This window comes from Vibrio sp. Vb1337, from assembly GCF_033338715.1.
GTDB lineage: Bacteria > Pseudomonadota > Gammaproteobacteria > Enterobacterales > Vibrionaceae > Vibrio > Vibrio alginolyticus.
In genome coordinates this window covers 25,000-45,030 of record NZ_JAWOTD010000019.1, presented here as the reverse complement: position 1 = coordinate 45,030, position 20,031 = coordinate 25,000, and the positions used below count along the sequence as shown (strand labels likewise).

Below are 20,031 nucleotides of genomic sequence, written 5' to 3'. Positions count from 1 at the left end.
TTTGTTTACTAAATTCGAGATACACGCATGACACGCTATGTAGGTCGATTCGCCCCATCTCCTTCTGGTCCACTGCATTTTGGTTCACTGATTGCCGCTCTTGGCAGTTATTTTCAAGCGAAAGCACAAAACGGAGCTTGGTTAGTACGTATTGAGGACTTAGACCCACCAAGAGAAATGCCAGGTGCAGCGCAACTTATCCTAGAGGCACTCAAGGCCTATCAGCTGCATTGGGATGGAGAAGTGGTATACCAGAGCGAACGTCACGACCTTTACCAAGCTCAAATAAACAAATGGCTCGAAAATGGGGAAGCCTATTATTGCCAATGTACTCGTAAGCAAATTAAAGAGCATGGCGGTTTTTATCCTGGCACTTGCCGCGATAAAAACTTGAAAGACGGCGCGATTCGCCTAAAAATGACCAAGCCTGTCGCTCATTTCCTCGACCAAAAGCGGGGAACCATTACTATTCCAGAGCAACTCGTTAATGAAGATTTCATTATTAAACGTCGAGATGGATTATTTGCTTATAATCTTGCGGTAGTATTGGACGACATCGACCAAGGCGTCACAGAAGTCGTGCGAGGTGCAGACTTAATCGAGCCGACAGGGCGTCAAATTAGCCTGTACCAAATACTTGGTCAGCCTGAAGTTAGCTACTTGCATTTACCATTGGCGATGGACAACAACGGCAATAAATTGTCGAAACAAAATCACGCGACGGCTATTGATATAGATACACCAAAACCTACTCTATTGCGCGCCATGACATTTTTAGGTTTCGAGATACCTGAAACCGTAAGGGCGGCCAACATAGAAGATATTCTTCGTTGGGGCTGCGAAAACTGGCGCTTGGAACAGCTTCCAGCAGAGATCGAGATCACACCGTGATTCTCAAATGGCATTGTGTAGGCTATCATTAGCCGCAAATTAGGCCCTAGAGGCGTATAAAACTAACCAAAGCAAGATTGGATTAAACCCAGTTATTGCCAGATGCACATGAATACAAACGACTATACACCAAGCGAACCTGCCACAATTCCAGAGCTCGCTCTCAATGTAATAACTCGTGAAGAGCACAACATTTCGCGTAAGCAGATCAGTGATAATGCGCTGAAGGTACTGTACCGCCTAAATGGTGCTGGTTTCGATGCTTTTCTTGTGGGTGGCGGGGTTCGAGACTTACTGCTTGGACAAAAACCAAAAGATTTTGACATTGCGACCAACGCAACGCCGGAACAGATCAAACAGCTATTTCGTAACTGCCGTTTGATTGGTCGCCGCTTCCGCTTGGCTCATATTATGTTTGGCCGAGACATCATTGAGGTTGCGACATTCCGTGGTCACCACCAAGAGCAAAAGAATAAGAGCATTTCTCAGCAATCAAAAGAGGGTATGCTGCTGCGTGACAACGTCTACGGCACCATCGATGAAGATGCTGAGCGCCGTGATTTCACGATTAACTCGATGTACTACAACATCGCAGATTACTCGATTCACGACTACGCACGTGGTATTGAAGATTTAGAAGATCGCCTAATTCGACTGATTGGTGATCCAGAAACACGCTACCGTGAAGACCCTGTGCGCATGCTGCGTGCGGTTCGTTTCGCGGTAAAACTAGACTTTGATATTGAAGAAGACACCGCAGCGCCAATCGAACACATGGCACCGTTGCTCGGTGACATTCCGTCAGCGCGTCTTTTTGAAGAGTCACTCAAATTATTGCAATCCGGTCATGGCTTAGAAACCTACCACCTACTGCGTGAGTACAACCTATTCCAGCAACTATTCCCGACGATTGCAGCGCACTTTACAGAAGATTACTCCTCTCACACTGAGCAGATGTTGGATCTTGTCCTAGATTCTACCGACATGCGCATCGAAGATGGGAAACGCATCAATCCAGCATTTATGTTTGCTGCAATGCTGTGGTACCCACTGTGTGCGAAAGCCGATGAACTGATGGAAGAGCGCAACTTAGGCCATTACGACGCCATTATGGAAGCGAGCAACATCATTCTTGACGAGCAAGTTCGCACAATTGCCATTCCAAGACGCCACACCGCAACCATTCGCGAGATTTGGCAGTTACAGCTTCGTCTTCCACGACGTAACGGTAAACGTGCATTCCGTCTTATGGAGCTCAATAAATTTAGAGCTGGCTTTGATTTTCTTGAAATGCGCGGTGAAATTGAAGGTGGTGACACTCAGAAGCTTGCCAAGTGGTGGGAAACTTTTCAAAATGCAGGCCGAGAAATGCGTCAAGCAATGGCTGCCGACTTAGACGGTCAATCACCGAAAACAGGCCAGCGCCGCCGTAAAACTTATCGCAAGAAAAAGAGTAAGCCCAAATCATGATTACAGCGTACATTGCGGTAGGCAGTAACTTGGCTGATCCTGTCAGCCAAGCAAAGCAAGCGATTGAAGCATTAAAAACGCTGCCTAAATCAGAGTTTGTTCAAGCTTCTTCGCTATACAGCAGCACGCCAATGGGGCCACAAAACCAACCGGATTACATCAATGCGGTTGTGTCTATTAACACCAGTTTGACGCCTATTGAATTGCTCAATTGCACACAAGCTATAGAGCAAGAACAAGGTCGTGTCCGTAAAGACGAACGCTGGGGACCAAGAACCTTGGACCTCGACATTGTGCTTTATGGCAATGAGGTGATTAATTCCGAGAGGCTGATCGTTCCTCATTATGGAATGAAAGAGCGTGAATTCGTACTCTACCCTCTTGCGGAAATTGCACCAAGTTTACAACTCCCTGATGGGACCGAGGTCTCTGAACTACTGGAACAAGTAGATAGAAACGGCCTCAGTATCTGGCAGTCATAGCCAACTCCTAGTAAGGATAAAACCATGAAAAAAATGACCATCAACGACCTAATCAAGTGGAAGCAAGAAGGTCGTAAATTTGCTACTTCAACCGCTTATGATGCGAGCTTTGCCCAACTGTTTGAAAGCCAAGAAATGCCAGTACTTCTTGTTGGTGATTCTCTAGGTATGGTTTTGCAAGGTCACAACGATACTCTGCCAGTAACGGTCGATGATATCGCTTACCATACTCGTTGCGTACGTGCTGGTAGCCCAAATTGTTTGTTGATGGCAGACATGCCATTCATGAGCTACACCACGCCAGAGCAAGCTTGCGAAAATGCGGCTAAACTGATGCGTGCTGGTGCCAATATGGTAAAAATTGAAGGTGGTGACTGGCTTGTCGACACGGTGAAAATGCTCACTGAACGATCAGTTCCAGTTTGTGCTCATCTTGGTTTAACTCCTCAAGCTGTTAATATTTTTGGTGGTTACAAAATCCAAGGTCGCGATCAAGAAAAAGCAGACCGCATGGTAAAAGACGCATTAGCGCTGCAAGAAGCAGGCGCTCAAATCGTCTTACTAGAATGCGTACCAGCTGAGCTTGCTGAACGTATTACGCAAGTGCTTGACGTTCCTGTTATCGGTATTGGTGCAGGTAACGTAACAGATGGTCAAATTCTCGTAATGCATGATATGTTTGGTATTTCTGCCAACTACATGCCGAAATTCTCCAAAAACTTTCTTGCTGAAACAGGTGATATGCGCAAAGCCGTTACTAAATACATTGAAGATGTAGCCAACGGTGTATTCCCAGACGACGCTCATACCATTGCCTAGAGGATAAATGCATGCAAACTTTTGCGGAAATCTCAGCAGTTCGTGAACACCTTAAAACCTTTAAACGTGAAGGTCGTAAAGTGGCGTTTGTCCCTACCATGGGCAACCTTCACGAAGGCCACTTAACTTTAGTGCGTAAAGCACGCGAATACGCTGATATCGTTGTCGTAAGCATCTTTGTTAATCCGATGCAATTTGATCGTGCTGACGATTTAAATAATTACCCACGCACGCTAGAGGAAGACTTAAGCAAGTTAACCTCTGAAGGGGTCGATGTGGTATTTACGCCAACACCAGAAGTTATCTACCCAGAAGGTCTGGATAAGCAAACCTTCGTCGATGTCCCTGGCCTATCAACAATTCTCGAAGGCGCGTCTCGACCAGGTCATTTCCGTGGCGTGACGACGATTGTGAATAAGCTGTTTAACATCGTACAACCGGATGTCGCGTGCTTCGGCGAGAAGGACTTCCAACAACTTGCTGTTATCCGCAAGATGGTTGATGACCTAGCAATGGACATTGAAATCATCGGTGTACCAACCGTACGTGAAATGGACGGTTTAGCAATGAGTTCACGCAATGGCTTGCTTACGCTGGACGAGCGTCAACGTGCGCCTGTACTTGCTCGTACAATGCGTTGGATCAGTAGTGCCATTCGCGGTGGCCGCGATGACTACGCATCGATCATCGAAGATGCAAGCGACCAACTTCGAGCTGCAGGTCTGCACCCTGATGAGATCTTCATTCGTGATGCTCGTACATTACAAGTGATCACACCAGAAACGACACAAGCTGTCATTCTGATGTCTGCGTTCCTAGGCAAGGCTCGTCTTATCGATAACCAAACGGTAGATATGGTTGTCGAAGCGAAGGAAGAAGCTGAATCTAACAATACAAACTCAGAGAGCGCAGAGTAAGCTCTGAGTCATAAAAGTAAAAAGGTCGACTCTTAGTCGACCTTTTTTATACTCTACGTATAGACGCAATCTAACCCTTCAGGGCGAGTTTTAAACCGCTTGTGCAGCCACATCCACGCTGGAATATCACGTTTTATCATTTTCTCAAGCTCTTGGTTCAAGATGCTTGCCGCTTTAACCGCATTACGTCTCTCGAAACGCTCGCTAATGTCTTTTCCAATGTACAGCGTGTAATGGTGATTTTTACTCACTGTAACGCCAGATATAACCGCGCACTTTGTTGCATCAATGAGAACACTAGACCCGACGGTACTCGCCGCTTGTTCAACAGCAAAAAACGGCGCAAAAACAGAATGGCTAACGCCATAATCATGGTCGGGCAAATACCAAAGTCGATGACCATTTTTCAGAACTTTGAGCATTGATTTCACGTCTTTTCGATCAATCATTTGATGTCCAAAACGAGTTCGACCTCGATGTTGAATAAACTCATAAGCAGGATTCGAATTTGGGCGATAAACGCCATAACCTTGGGCAAACTGGCTAAAAATACGAGCGGTTATCTCCAAGTTTAAATGGTGACTGCACACCACCAACACACCACGTCCATTCTTTTCCTCAGCGAGTAAACGATCTTTTCCAACAATAGAGGTTATCCGACGTATCCGCCAATCTGGCCAAAACCAAGCGATACCGGTTTCGATGATCGCCATTCCAGTATATTGAAAGTTTTTTCGTACTACGTCCTTACATTGCCAATCCGTAAAATCAGGGAAACACAGCTGGAGATTACGCAGAGCGATCTTGTGTCGGCGCTTCATTACATGCATCGCAATACAGCCGATGCTTCTACCTAAGATTCGCAATACTACGTATGGCAGTACATTAACAAGAATCGCTAAAGATCCAAATGCCAACCATACAGGCCAATATTTGGGCTTAAGTAACTGATAGGAGAAAGGCGGCGGCGGGACAATATTCATAGGATCACTCATTTATTACAAATGATTGAAACCTACCATGATAAAAACCGAAAAATTGTATGGGTATGTATTGTTATGCACGCGAAAGAGCAGCGTGAATCGCCGCTCTTTGCTTTATGAGAATGGCTTAGCTTCTTAGCCCAATCCCTTTGGTTACTAGATAATGCGCAATGGCATACAGTGCAACAACAAACACTGCAAGTACACTAAATGAAGTGACAATGCCCACATCCGAGACACCTAAAAAGCCGTAGCGGAACGCATTCACCATGTACACAATTGGGTTGATCTTAGAAACGCCTTGCCAAAATTCAGGCAGCAGACTGATCGAATAAAAGACTCCTCCCAAGTAAGTTAAAGGAGTCAATACAAACGTAGGGATGATCGAAATATCGTCAAACGTTTTTGCGTAAACCGCATTGATCAAGCCACCGAGAGCAAATACAACCGACGTCATGAAGACAGTCGCGACAATAATGCCCCAGTGCTCCACTTGCAAATCAACGAACAAAAGTGACACACAGGTAACAATTGCACCGACCAACAAACCTCGAGTCACGCCGCCCATCACATAGCCAGCAATAATCACATAGTTTGGTACCGGTGCCACCAGCAGTTCTTCAATATTCTTCTGTAGCTTTGCACTAAAGAATGACGACGCCACGTTCGAGTATGAGTTGGTGATCACCGACATCATGATCAAACCTGGAACAATGTACTCCATGTAACTAAAGCCGCTCATCTCACCAATTCGAGAGCCAATAAGATTACCGAAAATGATGAAGTACAACGTCATCGTAATGGCTGGCGGCACTAAGGTTTGCACCCAAATACGTGTAAAACGAGTGACTTCTTTGCTCAGCAAGCTGCGAAATGCCGTCCAATATAAACCGTACATTTAATTACTCCCCTCTCTTACAATGCTGACAAACAACTCTTCAAGTCGGTTGGCTTTGTTACGCATTGAGAGAACTTTAATGCCATGCTCGGTTAACTGACTGAATACCGAATTCAATCCTTGGCTTTTATCTAGTTCTATCTCTAAAGAGCCATCAACAATACTTTGTCGATTAACACCTTCAAGCTCAGGCACCTCGACTTCTGACTCAACATCCAAGATAAATGTTTCGACGCGTAGCTTACCTAGTAACGCCTTCATGGTGGTGTTTTCAATCAGCTCACCACGATTAATGATGCCGATATTTCGACACAGCATCTCTGCTTCTTCTAGGTAGTGTGTCGTTAAAATAATCGTAATTCCTTGCTCTTGGTTGATCTCTTTCAGAAACCCCCACATTGAGCGGCGTAGTTCAATATCCACTCCAGCCGTTGGTTCATCTAAAATGAGTAATTGCGGCTCGTGCATCAAAGCTCTTGCGATCATTAAACGACGCTTCATCCCACCGGATAGGTTACGAGCACGCTCTTGGCGTTTTTCCCATAAATCCAATTTTTTCAGGTATTTTTCTGCTCTTTCTTTGGCTAATACTTTAGACACACCGTAATAGCCTGCTTGCTGCATCACAATTTGCTCAACGGTTTCAAACTGGTTGAAGTTGAACTCTTGTGGCACCAAGCCTAAATTCTGCTTGGCCAATTCGAGGTCGGTATCAATGTCATAACCGAAAACTTTCGTCGTTCCGGAGGTTTTATTCACTAAGGAGGAAATGATGCCAATCGTGGTCGATTTTCCTGCACCATTGGGACCCAGAAGCGCGTAGAAGTCACCCTTTTTCACTTGGAGACTTATACCTTTTAACGCCTCAAAGCCACCTGCATACGTCTTGCGCAGTTGTTCAATTTCTAATGCGTACATAAGGTCTTGATTGCCGTTTGTTTGTGATTACTAATACCGACTCATATTTATCAGCGGTTTACTACAAAATCGCCTTGGGTATCGTACTGGAGGTCCATCAGTTTATCGTTGAATAACGATGATTACAAATGAACCTTTCGATAATATTGGAAATATAACCCTTACCTCGTAAAGGTTATCTCTAAGTAAGACAAAATAGAGCATAAAAAAACGCAACAGGAAACTGTTGCGTTTTTAACTGTCAGAATGATTACGCCGTTATGCGCTGATACTGGTCTGCCTCAACATGTGCCACCGCCGCATTCAATGCTTCGTAACGGAATTGGTACATATTTTCATCAGGCACAAGGTCAATCACATGGAATTTCTCTAGCTGTTCTCGTGTCCGCTCATTCGGGCATAATAAATACACGGCACAATTGGCATCGAGAGCATCCTTAATCGCATTCTCTAACGCCAAACCGACGGTCACATCAATCATTGGTACATCCGTAAGATCGAGAATCATCACGTCATAGTCCGAAATACTAGAGTGCTGACGTGAAATGGCTTTAGAAACACTAAAGATCATCGGACCGGAAAGATAAAAGAACAGCACTTTACCATTAGCACGATCCAACAAACCACGCTCGCTGTCAGTCAGCGGCACATCATCTTCATCCGCGTCGCTGATCGCTTTTACTTGTCGCGCCTGCTCTCGGCTCAAACGCTCGATGATGATAATGTTCGAGATAAAGACGCCTAAACCCACCGCAACGATAAGATCAACGAATACTGTAAGCAACATAACGCCATACATCACCGCCATTCCGGAAAAGCTTACCTTATGTGCCCTCTGAATAAAGCTCCAGTCTAGGATGTTAAAGCCAACATACACCGCAATGCCTGCTAACACAGCCATCGGGATTGGCTCTGTTAACCCGCCAGCAACCAGTACAACCAACGCCAACATTAGTGCACGAATCACACCAGATAATGGCGAACGAGCCCCAACTTGGATATTCGTTACCGTCCCCATGGTAGCTCCCGCCCCCGGCAGCGCACCAAACAAGCCAGAGATCATGTTAGCTAACCCTTGACCTCGCAGCTCTTTATCTGAGTCGTGTTCTTTACGAGTTAATGAGTCACCGATAACCGCCGTTAACAAAGTATCAATACAACCTAACGTGCCGAGCACTAATGCATCAATGACCATCTCGACAAACATATCTGTGTCAATATAAGGGGCGACGAGAGAAGGTAACCCAGCAGGAATTTCACCGATACGACGAATATCTTCTGTATCAAAGAGAATCACAGACAATAACGTTACCGCGACCAATGCCACGAGCTGTGCAGGAACGTATTTACGATATTGCTTAGGGAAGAAAAAAAGAATCCCCAAAGTCAGTAGTCCCAAAAACAACTCACTGAACTTAAGGTTAGAAATGGTCTCCGGCAAAGCAGATAACGTTCCGAGTACTCCCCCTGAAGGCGCAGCATGTCCCATCAAAGGCGATAACTGCAGAATGATAAGAATCACACCAATGCCAGACATAAACCCGGAAATAACGCTGTAAGGCATCAAGGTAACATATTTACCCAGTTTTAACGTCCCCAATAGGATTTGGAACGCGCCAGCCATCATGACAACCGTGAAAGTCATAGCCATGCCCGTTTCTGGGTATTTCGCCATCATACTGGTTAATACTGCGGTCATGATTACCGTCATTGGCCCTGTCGGTTCTGATATTAACGTATTAGAACCACCAAATAACGAGGCAAACAAACCGACCATTATTGCCCCCCAAAGGCCGGCCTCAGCACCGGCTCCGGATGCAACACCAAACGCTAACGCCAGAGGGAGAGAGATAATCGCCGTGGTTACCCCGCCAAATACATCCCCTTTGAAATTGATATCTTCAAAACGACTACCGAACACTGCTGATTTTCCCTGCATTCAATTTTAAAAAGTAAAATATCACTACTTTAACGAGCTAGGCGAAAATTTAAACCATAAATAGATTAAGGCTAAATTCACACCACAAATAGTTTCACCAGATTTTACTTTTTTCTTAATGAAAACTAGTCAGATGAGTCCTATCTGACGAATATTTAACGAGATCGAAATTGTAACATTGTGTATAGTTACAACACTGATCGCTTGCATGTGCACACAAACAGCGGCAGCGATTTTGTCTTTTAAGGGAAGTAGTTTGCAAAATGCCGGAAATAAAACAGTTATTTGAAAACAATTCGAAATGGTCTCAAGAGATCAAATCTGATCGACCTGAATACTTCGCAAAACTCGCTGAGGGGCAAAAGCCTGATTTTCTTTGGATTGGCTGCTCTGATAGCCGCGTTCCTGCCGAGCGACTAACCGGGCTATACTCAGGTGAACTCTTTGTTCATCGGAATGTTGCAAACCAAGTTATCCATACTGATCTCAACTGTCTATCTGTCGTCCAGTACGCCGTAGACGTGCTTAAGGTTAAACACATCATTGTCTGTGGACACTATGGATGTGGTGGCGTAAACGCAGCCATTGATAACCCTAAGCTAGGTCTTATTAATAATTGGCTGTTACATATCAGAGATATCTATTTCAAACACCGCACTTACCTAGATCAAATGCCGCAACAAGATCGAGCGGATAAACTAGGCGAGCTTAATGTTGCAGAGCAAGTGTACAACTTGGGTAACTCAACCATCCTGCAAAACGCTTGGGAGCGTGGGCAAGATGTTGAAATTCATGGTGTGGTATACGGAATTGAAGATGGTCGCTTAGAGTACTTAGGCATTCGTTCTAACTCTAAGGAAACCGTAGAAGCGTCTTACCAGAAAGCTCTTTCGACGATTCTAAATACAGACAACAAGCTCCTTTGTCGCTAAGTCACATCTAAAAGTTGAACGAAAAACGCCCATCTTAGATGGGCGTTTTTTTATATTTTTAATGCTGAACTCAATAATTATTCTTGAGGTACAACTTTACCGATGTATGGTAAGTGGCGGTATTTCTGCGCGTAATCAATACCCACCCCAACGACAAACTCATCTGGGATTTCGAAACCAATCCAATCCACAGGAACATTCACTTCACGACGAGATGGTTTATCTAGGAGCGTACAAATCGCGATAGACTTCGGCTCACGCAGTGATAAGATCTCACGGATTTTATTTAGTGTGTTACCTGTATCAATGATGTCTTCAACAAGCAAAATGTCTTTGCCTTTGATGTCATCATCCAAATCTTTCAAGATACGAACGTCACGTGAGCTTTCCATCGTATTGCCGTAGCTTGACGCAGTCATAAAATCAACTTGGTGAGTCAGTTCGATAGCACGTGCCAAGTCTGCCATAAATACAAATGAGCCTCGCAATAAGCCTACCAACACAAGATCTTCACTACCTTGATAACGCTCTGTAATTTGTTTGCCTAATTCACGAACTCGCTCCTGAACTTCTTGCTCAGAAATCATGACTTCTATTGTATGTTTCATACTGTGCTCAATCTAAATTTGTGGGTTGAGGTAAGTCGCACGCAAACGATCACCTAATCTTACGGCGTGTAGTGTATCACCACGTTCATTGGGTTGAAAGTCGCATCCTGTTGCCAAAAAATCTTGGAAGAAGGTCTTAGTTTTATAAAGTTCATAGCTAAATTTATCAATAATAATGACATTACTGTATATAAATTGTTCTACAGATGTTGACCTTGTGCATATGCACCATTACACTCATCACTGCTTTAAGCAACTATTAAAATAATCAATTAGGGGGTTACCCCCAATATCAACTCAAATGGCAAGGAAAATGGATATGGACTCAATTGCAAAGAGACCTAGAACTAGGCTTTCTCCAATTAAGCGTAAGCAACAGTTAATGGAAATCGCATTGGAAGTATTTGCGCGCCGCGGCATCGGTCGTGGTGGTCACGCAGATATCGCAGAAATTGCTCAAGTTTCTGTAGCGACTGTTTTTAACTACTTCCCTACACGCGAAGACTTGGTGGATGAAGTTCTCAATCACGTCGTACGTCAGTTCTCAAACTTCCTATCGGATAACATAGACCTAGACTTACATGCACGTGAAAACATCGCCAATATTACTAATGCGATGATCGAGCTTGTCAGCCAAGATTGTCACTGGCTAAAAGTATGGTTCGAGTGGAGTGCTTCAACACGTGATGAAGTATGGCCATTGTTTGTTTCAACTAACCGTACTAACCAGTTGCTGGTACAAAACATGTTCATTAAAGCAATTGAACGCGGTGAGGTGTGTGACCAGCACGATTCAGAACACTTGGCAAACCTGTTCCACGGTATTTGTTACTCACTGTTTGTCCAAGCGAACCGCGCTAAAGGTGAAGCGGAACTGAAACATCTAGTGAATTCATACTTAGATATGCTTTGCATTTACAACCGTGAACACTAAAGCTTAACTAGTAATATATGTCAGCCCACCGTTTGGTGGGCTTTTTATTGTCTGCTGTCAGATCAGCACACATTTATATTTCTATATAACAAGCATAAAAAAACCGCTGCACTGCAGCGGCTTCTATCATTCAGTCAGAAAAAAACTTACTTCTTCTTAACTGCTTTTTTGTTTGGCAGGTCAGTGATTGAACCTTCAAATACTTCAGCAGCTAGACCTACAGACTCGTGTAGAGTTGGGTGAGCGTGGATAGTCAGAGCGATATCTTCTGCATCACAGCCCATCTCAATTGCAAGGCCAATTTCACCAAGTAGTTCACCACCGTTAGTACCAACGATAGCACCACCGATTACGCGGTGAGTTTCTTTGTCGAAGATTAGCTTAGTCATACCGTCTGCACAGTCAGATGCGATTGCACGACCTGATGCTGCCCATGGGAATGTTGCTACTTCGTACTTGATGCCTTCTTCTTTCGCTTCTTTTTCAGTCTTACCAACCCAAGCCACTTCTGGCTCAGTGTACGCAATTGAAGGGATAACTTTAGGGTCGAAGTAGTGCTTCTTACCAGAGATAACTTCAGCAGCTACGTGACCTTCATGCACACCTTTGTGAGCAAGCATTGGTTGACCAACGATATCACCGATCGCGAAGATGTGAGGAACGTTAGTACGCATTTGCTTATCAACGTTGATGAAGCCGCGCTCGTCAATTTCTAGACCCGCTTTTTCACCGTCGATTAGCTTACCATTTGGTACACGACCGATAGCAACTAGAACCGCATCGTAACGCTCAGCTTCAGCTGGCGCTTTCTTGCCTTCCATTGAAACGTAGATACCGTCTTCTTTTGCTTCAACTGCTGTTACTTTCGTTTCTAGCATTAGCTTGAACTTGTCTTTGATACGCTTAGTAAATACTTTCACGATATCTTTGTCTGCTGCAGGAATTACCTGGTCAAACATTTCAACAACTTCAACTTTAGAACCTAGAGAGTGGTAAACCGTACCCATTTCTAGACCGATGATACCACCGCCCATGATAAGCAGTTTTTCTGGCACTTCTTTTAGTTCAAGAGCGTCAGTAGAGTCCCAAATACGTGGGTCTTCATGCGGGATAAATGGCAGTTTGATTGGACGAGAACCAGCCGCAACGATTGCGTTGTCAAAGTTAACAACTGTTGGCTCACCTTCGCCTTCTACAAGGATAGAGTTAGGGCCAGTGAACTTACCGTAACCGTTAACTACTGTTACGTTACGCATCTTAGCCATACCGCTTAGGCCGCCAGTTAGTTGGTTAACAACTTTTTCTTTCCAGATGCGGATTTTGCTGATGTCTGTTTGAGGCTCACCGAACACAACGCCGTGGTCAGCCATCGCTTTCGCTTCTTCAATTACTTTAGAAACGTGAAGCAGTGCTTTAGATGGGATACAACCCACGTTCAGACATACACCGCCAAGCGTGCTGTAACGTTCAACTAGTACAGTTTCAAGACCTAAGTCCGCACAACGGAATGCAGCGGAGTAACCAGCAGGACCAGAACCAAGTACAACAACTTGGGCTTTAATTTCTTTGCTCATTTTGACCTCTTGTAGTCATTATCCCTAACAGGCTGAGTGGGTATCGATTTTTTATGTTTAAGAGAGATTTGTTTTAAACAGTTATTTTCAGACCGCTAACAGTTTACAGAGATGTTAATGGTGTGAAAAGTAAATCAATTTAGCCTGTGAGCTAGACAACAATTCGATTGTGAAAACCCTGAACGAAGCAAGGCTGATAACCAAATTGTCGGTAATTATGATTAGCAGAGGCGGCTAAGTTGCCGCCTCTCATTCATCTAATTTCTATTACAGAACTAGACGACGAATGTCAGATAGACATGAGTTTAGGTAAGTGATGAAGCGCGCACCTTCAGCACCATCGATCACACGGTGGTCGTATGATAGAGACAGTGGAAGTTGTAGACGCGGTTCGAACTCTTTACCGTTCCATACCGGTTTCATTTCTGACTTAGACACACCTAGGATACCAACTTCTGGCGCGTTTACGATTGGAGTAAACGCCGTACCACCGATACCGCCTAGGCTAGAGATAGTGAAACAGCCACCTTGCATGTCAGCAGCTGTTAGCTTGCCTGCACGTGCTTTCTTAGAAACCGCCATTAGCTCTTCAGATAGCTCGTAGATGCCTTTCTTGTTCACGTCTTTAAATACAGGAACAACTAGACCGTTTGGTGTATCTACCGCGATACCAACATTCACGTATTTCTTCAGAATTAGGCTCTCACCGTCTTCTGATAGAGAAGAGTTGAACGCTGGGAACGCTTCAAGCGCTTTAGCTACCGCTTTCATGATGAACACAAGTGGTGTGATCTTCATGCCAGTGTCTTTCTTCGCTTCAATCGCGTTTTGCTCTTTACGGAATGCTTCAAGAGCCGTGATGTCTGCGTTATCCCACTGTGTAACGTGCGGGATCATTACCCAGTTACGGTGTAGGTTTGCGCCAGAGATCTTCTTAATGCGAGATAGCGGTTGAACTTCTGTCTCACCAAACTTGCTGAAGTCCACTTTTGGCCATGGTAGTAGACCAAGAGCCGCGCCGTCGCCTTTGCCAGATGCTGCTGCACCTGCGCCAGACTCAAGACGCTTAAGTGCATCTTTCACGTAAGCTTGAACGTCTTCTTTTAGGATACGGCTCTTACGACCAGAACCTTTAACCTTAGAAAGATTAACGCCAAATTCACGCGCTAGACGACGAACAACTGGAGACGCGTGAGCGTACTCATCGTTTTCTTTGAAATCGCCAGTCGCTGCTGGAGCTGCTGCCGCTGGAGCTTCTGCTTTAGGAGCCGGAGCTGCAGGTGCTGCCGCTTGAGCTGGAGCTGGAGCTGCTGCAGGAGCAGGTGCTGCACCCGCCACTTCGAATACCATGATTAGTGAGCCAGTAGACACTTTGTCGCCAGCTGCAATCTTGATTTCTTTAACTGTGCCAGCGAATGGTGCAGGAACTTCCATAGAAGCTTTGTCACCTTCAACAGTGATTAGAGATTGCTCTTCTTCCACTGTGTCGCCAACCGCAACCATGATCTCAGTAACTTCAACTTCGTCGCCGCCGATATCTGGAACGTTCACTTCTTTTGCCGCAGACGCTGCTGGAGCTGCTGCCGCAGGAGCTTCAGCTGCCGCTGGTGCTGCTGGAGCGCCTGAACCTGCTGTTTCGAATACCATGATAAGTGAGCCAGTCGATACTTTATCGCCTGCTGCAACTTTGATCTCTTTTAGAGTACCTGCGAATGGCGCTGGAACTTCCATAGAAGCTTTGTCGCCTTCAACAGTTAGAAGAGATTGCTCTTCTTCGATGCTGTCGCCAACGGCAACCATGATTTCAGTAACTTCTACTTCATCACCACCGATGTCTGGTACGTGAACTTCTTTTAGTTCTGCCGCTGCTGCTGGAGCTGGAGCTGCTGCTGGAGCTGCTTCTGCCGCAGGAGCAGGTGCAGCGTCAGCTGCACCCTCGGCTTCGAAAATCATGATTAGAGAACCAGTAGAAACCTTGTCGCCTTCTGCAACTTTGATTTCTTTAACGATACCCGCTTGAGAAGCAGGAACTTCCATAGAAGCTTTATCGCCTTCAACTGTGATCAGAGACTGCTCTTCTTCAACCTTGTCGCCAACGCTTACAAGAATCTCAGTAACTTCAACCTCATCCGCACCGATGTCTGGTACATTAATTTCGATTGCCATTTCTTATCTACCTTCTTAATTAAGCGTATAGCGGGTTTGTTTTCTCTGTGTCGATGTCGAATTTCTTAATTGCTTCTGCAACTACAGATTTCTCAACTTCGCCACGTTTCGCTAGTTCAGTTAGCGCTGCTACTACTACGTAACCTGCGTTCACTTCGAAGTGACGACGTAGGTTTTCACGGCTGTCTGAACGACCGAAGCCATCAGTACCAAGAACTTTGAAAGACTCAGCAGGAATATATGCACGAACCTGCTCTGCGTAGTTCTTCATGTAGTCAGTTGCTGCGATAGCAGGTTCAGTACCCATTACTGTTTGGATGTAAGGTACTTTCGCTTCCGCTTCTGGGTGAAGCATGTTGAAACGCTCTGCATCTTGGCCATCGCGAGTTAGTTCGTTGAATGACGTTACAGAGTAAACATCAGAAGCAACACCATAATCTTCGCTTAGGATTTGAGCTGCTTTACGTACTTCATTCATGATAGTACCAGAGCTCATTAGCTGAACTTTCGCTTTGTCGCCCGTGTAAGTTTCTAGCTTGTAGATACCTTTACGGATGCCTTCTTCAGCGCCTTCTGGCATTGCTGGCATTGCGTAGTTTTCGTTCATTAGCGTTAGGTAGTAGAACACGTTTTCTTGTTCTGGACCGTACATGCGACGGATACCGTCTTGCATGATTACTGCTACTTCGTACGCGAATGTTGGGTCGTAAGAAATACAGTTAGGAACCGTACCCGCCAAAATGTGCGAGTGGCCGTCTTCGTGCTGTAGACCTTCACCGTTCAACGTTGTACGACCCGCAGTTGCACCTAGTAGGAAACCACGTGCTTGTTGGTCACCAGCCATCCACGCCATGTCGCCAACACGTTGGAAGCCGAACATTGAGTAGTAGATGTAGAACGGGATCATTGGTAGGTCGTTTGTCGAGTATGAAGTCGCAGCAGCAACCCATGAAGACATAGCACCTAGCTCGTTGATACCTTCTTGTAGAACCTGACCTGAAGTCGCTTCTTTGTAGTAAGAAACAACGCCACGGTCTTCTGGTGTGTAAGTTTGACCGTGCGGGTTGTAGATACCGATTTGACGGAACAGACCTTCCATACCGAATGTACGAGCTTCGTCAGCAATGATAGGAACGATGTTCTTACCAATGTTCTTGTTCTTAAGTAGAACGTTTAGTGCACGTACGAATGCCATAGTAGAAGAGATATCACGCTTCTGTTCTTCTAGTAGTGGCTTGAATTCTTCTAGCTCAGGAACGATGAATTCTTGAGTGAATTTTGGTAGACGCTGTGGCGTGTAGCCGTGTAGCGCTTTACGACGAGCGTGTAGGTATTCGTACTCTTTTGAACCTTCTTCAAGTTTCAGGTACGGAAGTTCTTTCACTGCTTCGTCAGTTAGGATGTCTTGAAGACCTAGACGGTCACGTAGGTGTAGTACGTGAGTCATGTCCATCTTCTTAACTTGGTGCGCGATGTTCTTACCTTCAGCCGCTTCACCCATGCCGTAACCTTTAACAGTCTTAGCTAGGATTACTGTTGGACGACCTTTAGTTTCTGCCGCGTTTTTGTATGCCGCGTATAGCTTAGAAGACTCGTGACCACCACGCTTAAGTGCGAAGATTTCGTCATCAGTCATGTCAGCAACAAGTGCAGCTGTCTCTGGGTACTTACCAAAGAAGTGCTCACGTACGTACGCGCCATCTTTAGATTTGAATGTTTGGTAGTCGCCGTCGATCGTTTCATTCATAAGCTGTAGAAGCTTACCAGTCGTATCTTTAGCTAGTAGTGAATCCCAGTTGTTACCCCAGATTACCTTCACTACGTTCCAACCAGCACCTTTGAACAGACCTTCAAGTTCTTGAATGATCTTACCGTTACCCATTACAGGGCCATCTAGACGCTGTAGGTTACAGTTGATTAGGAAACATAGGTTGTCTAGTTTCTCACGCGCAGCGAAAGAGATAGCACCACGTGATTCTGGCTCATCCATCTCACCGTCACCTAGGAACGCGTAAACGCGCTGCTCTGAAGTATCTTTAAGACCACGGCCTTCTAGGTACTTAAGGAAACGAGCTTGGTAGATAGAAGCGATTGGACCTAGGCCCATCGATACTGTCGGGAACTGCCAGAATTCAGGCATCAGTTTAGGGTGCGGGTATGAAGGAATACCTTTTCCGTCTACTTCTTGACGGAAGTTGTCTAGCTGCTCTTCAGTTAGACGACCTTCAACGAATGCACGTGAGTAGATACCTGGTGAAATGTGACCTTGGTAGTAAACTAGGTCGCCACCATCCTTCTCGTTTGGTGCACGGAAGAAGTGGTTGAAACATGTCTCGTAGAACGCAGCAGAAGACTGGAAAGACGCCATGTGGCCGCCTAGCTCTAGGTCTTTCTTAGATGCACGTAGAACGATCATGATAGCGTTCCAACGAATAATTGAGCGAATACGACGCTCAAGTGTTGTGTCACCTGGGTATGCTGGTTCTTGGTCTGCAGGAATCGTGTTGATGTAGTTAGTTGTGATACCTGTTGGCATATCAACACCGTCTAGACGTGCTTTATCTAGAACTTGCTCTAATAGGAATTGAGCACGCTCTAGACCTTCTTCACGTACAACTGACTCAAGCGCTTGTAGCCATTCTTGAGTTTCCAGTGCATCTACGTCATGCTTCATATCAGACATGGCGATCTATCCTTCTGTTGGTTGGATCTACTTATTTAAGTAACGCTCTTACGAGTCATTACCCTGCTGAATTCGACGTAGAGAACGCTCTCGTCGAGACTCTTCTCGAGTCAAATCCAACAATGTTTCTTCGATGTAAGCCAAGTGCGAGTGGGACATTTCTCGCGCCTTTTCAGGCTGACCAGAAACAATCGCATCCACGATATTGGCTCGGTGTTTACTGACTTTCTCGACCGCTTCTGGGCGGCGACGTAGTAATTTAAAATTTTGTAGAATATTTTGCTCAAGCAAAGGTGCTAAGCTTCGAACAATGTGCAACAAAACCACGTTGTGCGCGGCTTCTGTCAAAGCGATCAAAAATTGCATCACTTCCGCAGATTCAGCTTCGATATCGTTGTTTGCTTGCTCTTGGCTAATGCGCTCAAGGCAACCTTGAATACGCGCAAAATCTTCTTCGGTACCACGTAAAGCTGCAAAGTAGGCTGAAATTCCTTCCATCGCATGACGAGACTCAAGCACATCAAGCTGGGTTTCAGAATGACTAGACAACAAATTCAACAAGGGATCTGAAAAGCTCTTCCAGATATTCTCACTTACGAATGTTCCGCCACCTTGGCGACGAGTCAACAAACGCTTCGCTTCCAAGCGTTGAATGGCTTCTCGGACTGAAGGACGAGACACATCGAACTGTTTTGCCAGTTCACGCTCTGGAGGCAGTTGTTGCCCCGGAGACAATGTTCCTTCCACTATCAACCTTTCTAACTCTTGTTCTATAACATCAGAGAGTTTTGGCTGACGAATCCTTTGATAAGCCATAATTTATTGTTCTTCTACTCTTGCAGGTAATTGGTAATACCAATTTTAAGTTGGTGCAGAAATTAACATAATTAAAACGCCACTGTCCAGCCGAAAATTGACCTAAATCATAGAACGAGCTTACTTCCAACACTCTGATAACAATCGACTGTTAAAACAGCAATAGAATTGGTATGACCAATTACATAAAGCATACAAATGGGAAGTCGACGTGCTAGCAGTTTTGGAAAAGAAATACAGAAAATGACAAAATTATCAGTCTATTTATTCACCAAAACGGCATGTACGAGCGTAAAAATGTAGTTAACTTTTAACAATCATTAATATTTCTGGTATCAAAAAAAGGCATACCTGATCGTATGCCTTATTTATTTCGCTTTTTTGAATTTACACTTTCGCTACAAATCAACGCTGTATAAGCAGTCTATATTTCACCCAATCAAAGCTTAGACCAGGATCGCTTTTTCTCAAGGGCGCAATATATTGATGACCGGTAATTCGTGGCGGGGTGATTTGAGGATAAGATTGCATAATCACCTCAGTGATCTCTGCAAGTGATTGATATTGCGCTTCTGTGTAGGCAGTAAATTCTGTCCCTTCAAGCTCGATACCAATGGAATAGTCATTACAACGCTCCCTGCCCGCGAAACTGGATTGACCGGCATGCCATGCTCTATCGAGAAAAGAAACAAATTGAACAACCTCGCCGTTTCTCTTAATCAAGCAATGTGCAGAAACGCCCATTTTGTGAATAACTTCAAAAAATGGATGTTCATTTGGGTCTAGCTTGCCAGTGAAGAAGTCCTCTATATATGGTCCACCAAACTGCCCAGGAGGCAAACTGATGTTGTGTACCACCAGCAGAGAGATGTCGTTTATATCAGAGCGGGCATCAAAAAATGGTGACGGAACATGCTTTGCTTGTGTCAGCCAGCCATTCTCGATAATTGGGCGCATATCAACCTCTCTACTTTGCAAATTAACTGCTGAAATTATTGACA

General features: G+C 44.9%; 17 protein-coding genes. 7 read left to right on the top strand and 10 right to left on the bottom strand.

All coding sequences use genetic code 11. The features are described from left to right. Positions 1-27 precede the first annotated feature (27 nt). From gluQRS to panC, 5 genes are all read left to right on the top strand, one after another. Positions 28-891, top strand: a complete 864-nt coding sequence (gluQRS, locus tag R7E42_RS18645) for a tRNA glutamyl-Q(34) synthetase GluQRS (RefSeq protein WP_005386586.1) — start codon at positions 28-30, stop codon at positions 889-891. A gap of 102 nt (positions 892-993) precedes the next feature. Next, the gene (pcnB, locus tag R7E42_RS18640; RefSeq protein ID WP_005386589.1) at positions 994-2,361 is read left to right on the top strand and encodes a polynucleotide adenylyltransferase PcnB; all 1,368 of its coding nucleotides are present in this window, start codon (positions 994-996) and stop codon (positions 2,359-2,361) included. Further along, positions 2,358-2,843 (top strand): 2-amino-4-hydroxy-6-hydroxymethyldihydropteridine diphosphokinase, encoded by a 486-nt coding sequence (gene folK / locus R7E42_RS18635; RefSeq protein WP_017635910.1) that lies wholly within the window; start codon positions 2,358-2,360, stop codon positions 2,841-2,843. Before pcnB ends, folK begins: the two co-directional genes overlap by 4 nt. 24 nt (positions 2,844-2,867) lie before the next feature. Further along, positions 2,868-3,662: a 3-methyl-2-oxobutanoate hydroxymethyltransferase gene (gene panB / locus R7E42_RS18630; protein ID WP_005386592.1), complete on the top strand. Its 795-nt coding sequence runs from the start codon at positions 2,868-2,870 to the stop codon at positions 3,660-3,662. 11 nt (positions 3,663-3,673) lie between these two features. Then, entirely contained in the window at positions 3,674-4,579 is a 906-nt protein-coding gene (gene panC / locus R7E42_RS18625; protein ID WP_005380005.1) for a pantoate--beta-alanine ligase, read from the top strand. A gap of 53 nt (positions 4,580-4,632) precedes the next feature. On the opposite strand, the gene R7E42_RS18620 is transcribed toward panC, so the two are convergent. From R7E42_RS18620 to R7E42_RS18605, 4 genes are all read right to left on the bottom strand, one after another. Then, complete coding sequence (locus R7E42_RS18620) at positions 4,633-5,562, bottom strand: Kdo(2)-lipid IV(A) acyltransferase (RefSeq protein ID WP_318072913.1); 930 nt, start codon at positions 5,560-5,562, stop codon at positions 4,633-4,635. A gap of 127 nt (positions 5,563-5,689) precedes the next feature. Beyond that, positions 5,690-6,460, bottom strand: coding sequence for an ABC transporter permease (locus R7E42_RS18615; RefSeq protein WP_005386598.1), 771 nt, complete (start codon positions 6,458-6,460; stop codon positions 5,690-5,692). Then, complete coding sequence (locus R7E42_RS18610) at positions 6,461-7,378, bottom strand: ABC transporter ATP-binding protein (protein ID WP_206954813.1); 918 nt, start codon at positions 7,376-7,378, stop codon at positions 6,461-6,463. Positions 7,379-7,628: 250 nt separating this feature from the next. Next, entirely contained in the window at positions 7,629-9,299 is a 1,671-nt protein-coding gene (locus R7E42_RS18605) for a SulP family inorganic anion transporter (protein WP_005379997.1), read from the bottom strand. A gap of 281 nt (positions 9,300-9,580) precedes the next feature. Between R7E42_RS18605 and can the strand changes: the two genes are divergently transcribed. After that, positions 9,581-10,249, top strand: a complete 669-nt coding sequence (can, locus tag R7E42_RS18600; protein ID WP_005379996.1) for a carbonate dehydratase — start codon at positions 9,581-9,583, stop codon at positions 10,247-10,249. 77 nt (positions 10,250-10,326) lie between these two features. Here can and hpt read toward each other — a convergent pair whose 3' ends face one another. Beyond that, entirely contained in the window at positions 10,327-10,857 is a 531-nt protein-coding gene (gene hpt, locus R7E42_RS18595) for a hypoxanthine phosphoribosyltransferase (RefSeq protein ID WP_005379995.1), read from the bottom strand. Positions 10,858-11,176: 319 nt separating this feature from the next. Here hpt and opaR point away from each other — a divergent pair, with 319 nt between their 5' ends. After that, positions 11,177-11,791, top strand: coding sequence for a transcriptional regulator OpaR (opaR, locus tag R7E42_RS18590; RefSeq protein ID WP_005379994.1), 615 nt, complete (start codon positions 11,177-11,179; stop codon positions 11,789-11,791). Between the two features lie 146 nt (positions 11,792-11,937). Here the strand turns inward: opaR and lpdA are convergent, their stop codons facing one another. From lpdA to ampD, 5 genes are all read right to left on the bottom strand, one after another. Then, positions 11,938-13,365: a dihydrolipoyl dehydrogenase gene (lpdA, locus tag R7E42_RS18585; RefSeq protein WP_005379993.1), complete on the bottom strand. Its 1,428-nt coding sequence runs from the start codon at positions 13,363-13,365 to the stop codon at positions 11,938-11,940. Positions 13,366-13,632: 267 nt separating this feature from the next. Next, a complete protein-coding gene (gene aceF, locus R7E42_RS18580) occupies positions 13,633-15,531 on the bottom strand; it encodes a pyruvate dehydrogenase complex dihydrolipoyllysine-residue acetyltransferase (protein ID WP_005386611.1) in 1,899 nt (632 codons plus the stop codon). 19 nt (positions 15,532-15,550) lie between these two features. Beyond that, positions 15,551-18,214, bottom strand: coding sequence for a pyruvate dehydrogenase (acetyl-transferring), homodimeric type (gene aceE, locus R7E42_RS18575; protein ID WP_005386612.1), 2,664 nt, complete (start codon positions 18,212-18,214; stop codon positions 15,551-15,553). Between the two features lie 48 nt (positions 18,215-18,262). Then, positions 18,263-19,030, bottom strand: coding sequence for a pyruvate dehydrogenase complex transcriptional repressor PdhR (gene pdhR, locus R7E42_RS18570; protein ID WP_005379989.1), 768 nt, complete (start codon positions 19,028-19,030; stop codon positions 18,263-18,265). A gap of 405 nt (positions 19,031-19,435) precedes the next feature. Then, a complete protein-coding gene (ampD, locus tag R7E42_RS18565) occupies positions 19,436-19,987 on the bottom strand; it encodes a 1,6-anhydro-N-acetylmuramyl-L-alanine amidase AmpD (protein WP_042521337.1) in 552 nt (183 codons plus the stop codon). Positions 19,988-20,031 lie beyond the last annotated feature (44 nt).

Coding starts and splice junctions, on each gene's coding strand:
- hpt (WP_005379995.1), bottom strand. CDS start 10,857: ATGAAACATACAATAGAAGTCATGATTTCTGAGCAAGAAGTTCAGGAG.
- folK (WP_017635910.1), top strand. CDS start 2,358: ATGATTACAGCGTACATTGCGGTAGGCAGTAACTTGGCTGATCCTGTC.
- R7E42_RS18620 (WP_318072913.1), bottom strand. CDS start 5,562: ATGAATATTGTCCCGCCGCCGCCTTTCTCCTATCAGTTACTTAAGCCC.
- aceE (WP_005386612.1), bottom strand. CDS start 18,214: ATGTCTGATATGAAGCATGACGTAGATGCACTGGAAACTCAAGAATGG.
- ampD (WP_042521337.1), bottom strand. CDS start 19,987: ATGCGCCCAATTATCGAGAATGGCTGGCTGACACAAGCAAAGCATGTT.
- aceF (WP_005386611.1), bottom strand. CDS start 15,531: ATGGCAATCGAAATTAATGTACCAGACATCGGTGCGGATGAGGTTGAA.
- gluQRS (WP_005386586.1), top strand. CDS start 28: ATGACACGCTATGTAGGTCGATTCGCCCCATCTCCTTCTGGTCCACTG.
- pdhR (WP_005379989.1), bottom strand. CDS start 19,030: ATGGCTTATCAAAGGATTCGTCAGCCAAAACTCTCTGATGTTATAGAA.
- opaR (WP_005379994.1), top strand. CDS start 11,177: ATGGACTCAATTGCAAAGAGACCTAGAACTAGGCTTTCTCCAATTAAG.
- panC (WP_005380005.1), top strand. CDS start 3,674: ATGCAAACTTTTGCGGAAATCTCAGCAGTTCGTGAACACCTTAAAACC.
- can (WP_005379996.1), top strand. CDS start 9,581: ATGCCGGAAATAAAACAGTTATTTGAAAACAATTCGAAATGGTCTCAA.
- panB (WP_005386592.1), top strand. CDS start 2,868: ATGAAAAAAATGACCATCAACGACCTAATCAAGTGGAAGCAAGAAGGT.
- pcnB (WP_005386589.1), top strand. CDS start 994: ATGCACATGAATACAAACGACTATACACCAAGCGAACCTGCCACAATT.
- R7E42_RS18610 (WP_206954813.1), bottom strand. CDS start 7,378: ATGTACGCATTAGAAATTGAACAACTGCGCAAGACGTATGCAGGTGGC.
- R7E42_RS18615 (WP_005386598.1), bottom strand. CDS start 6,460: ATGTACGGTTTATATTGGACGGCATTTCGCAGCTTGCTGAGCAAAGAA.
- lpdA (WP_005379993.1), bottom strand. CDS start 13,365: ATGAGCAAAGAAATTAAAGCCCAAGTTGTTGTACTTGGTTCTGGTCCT.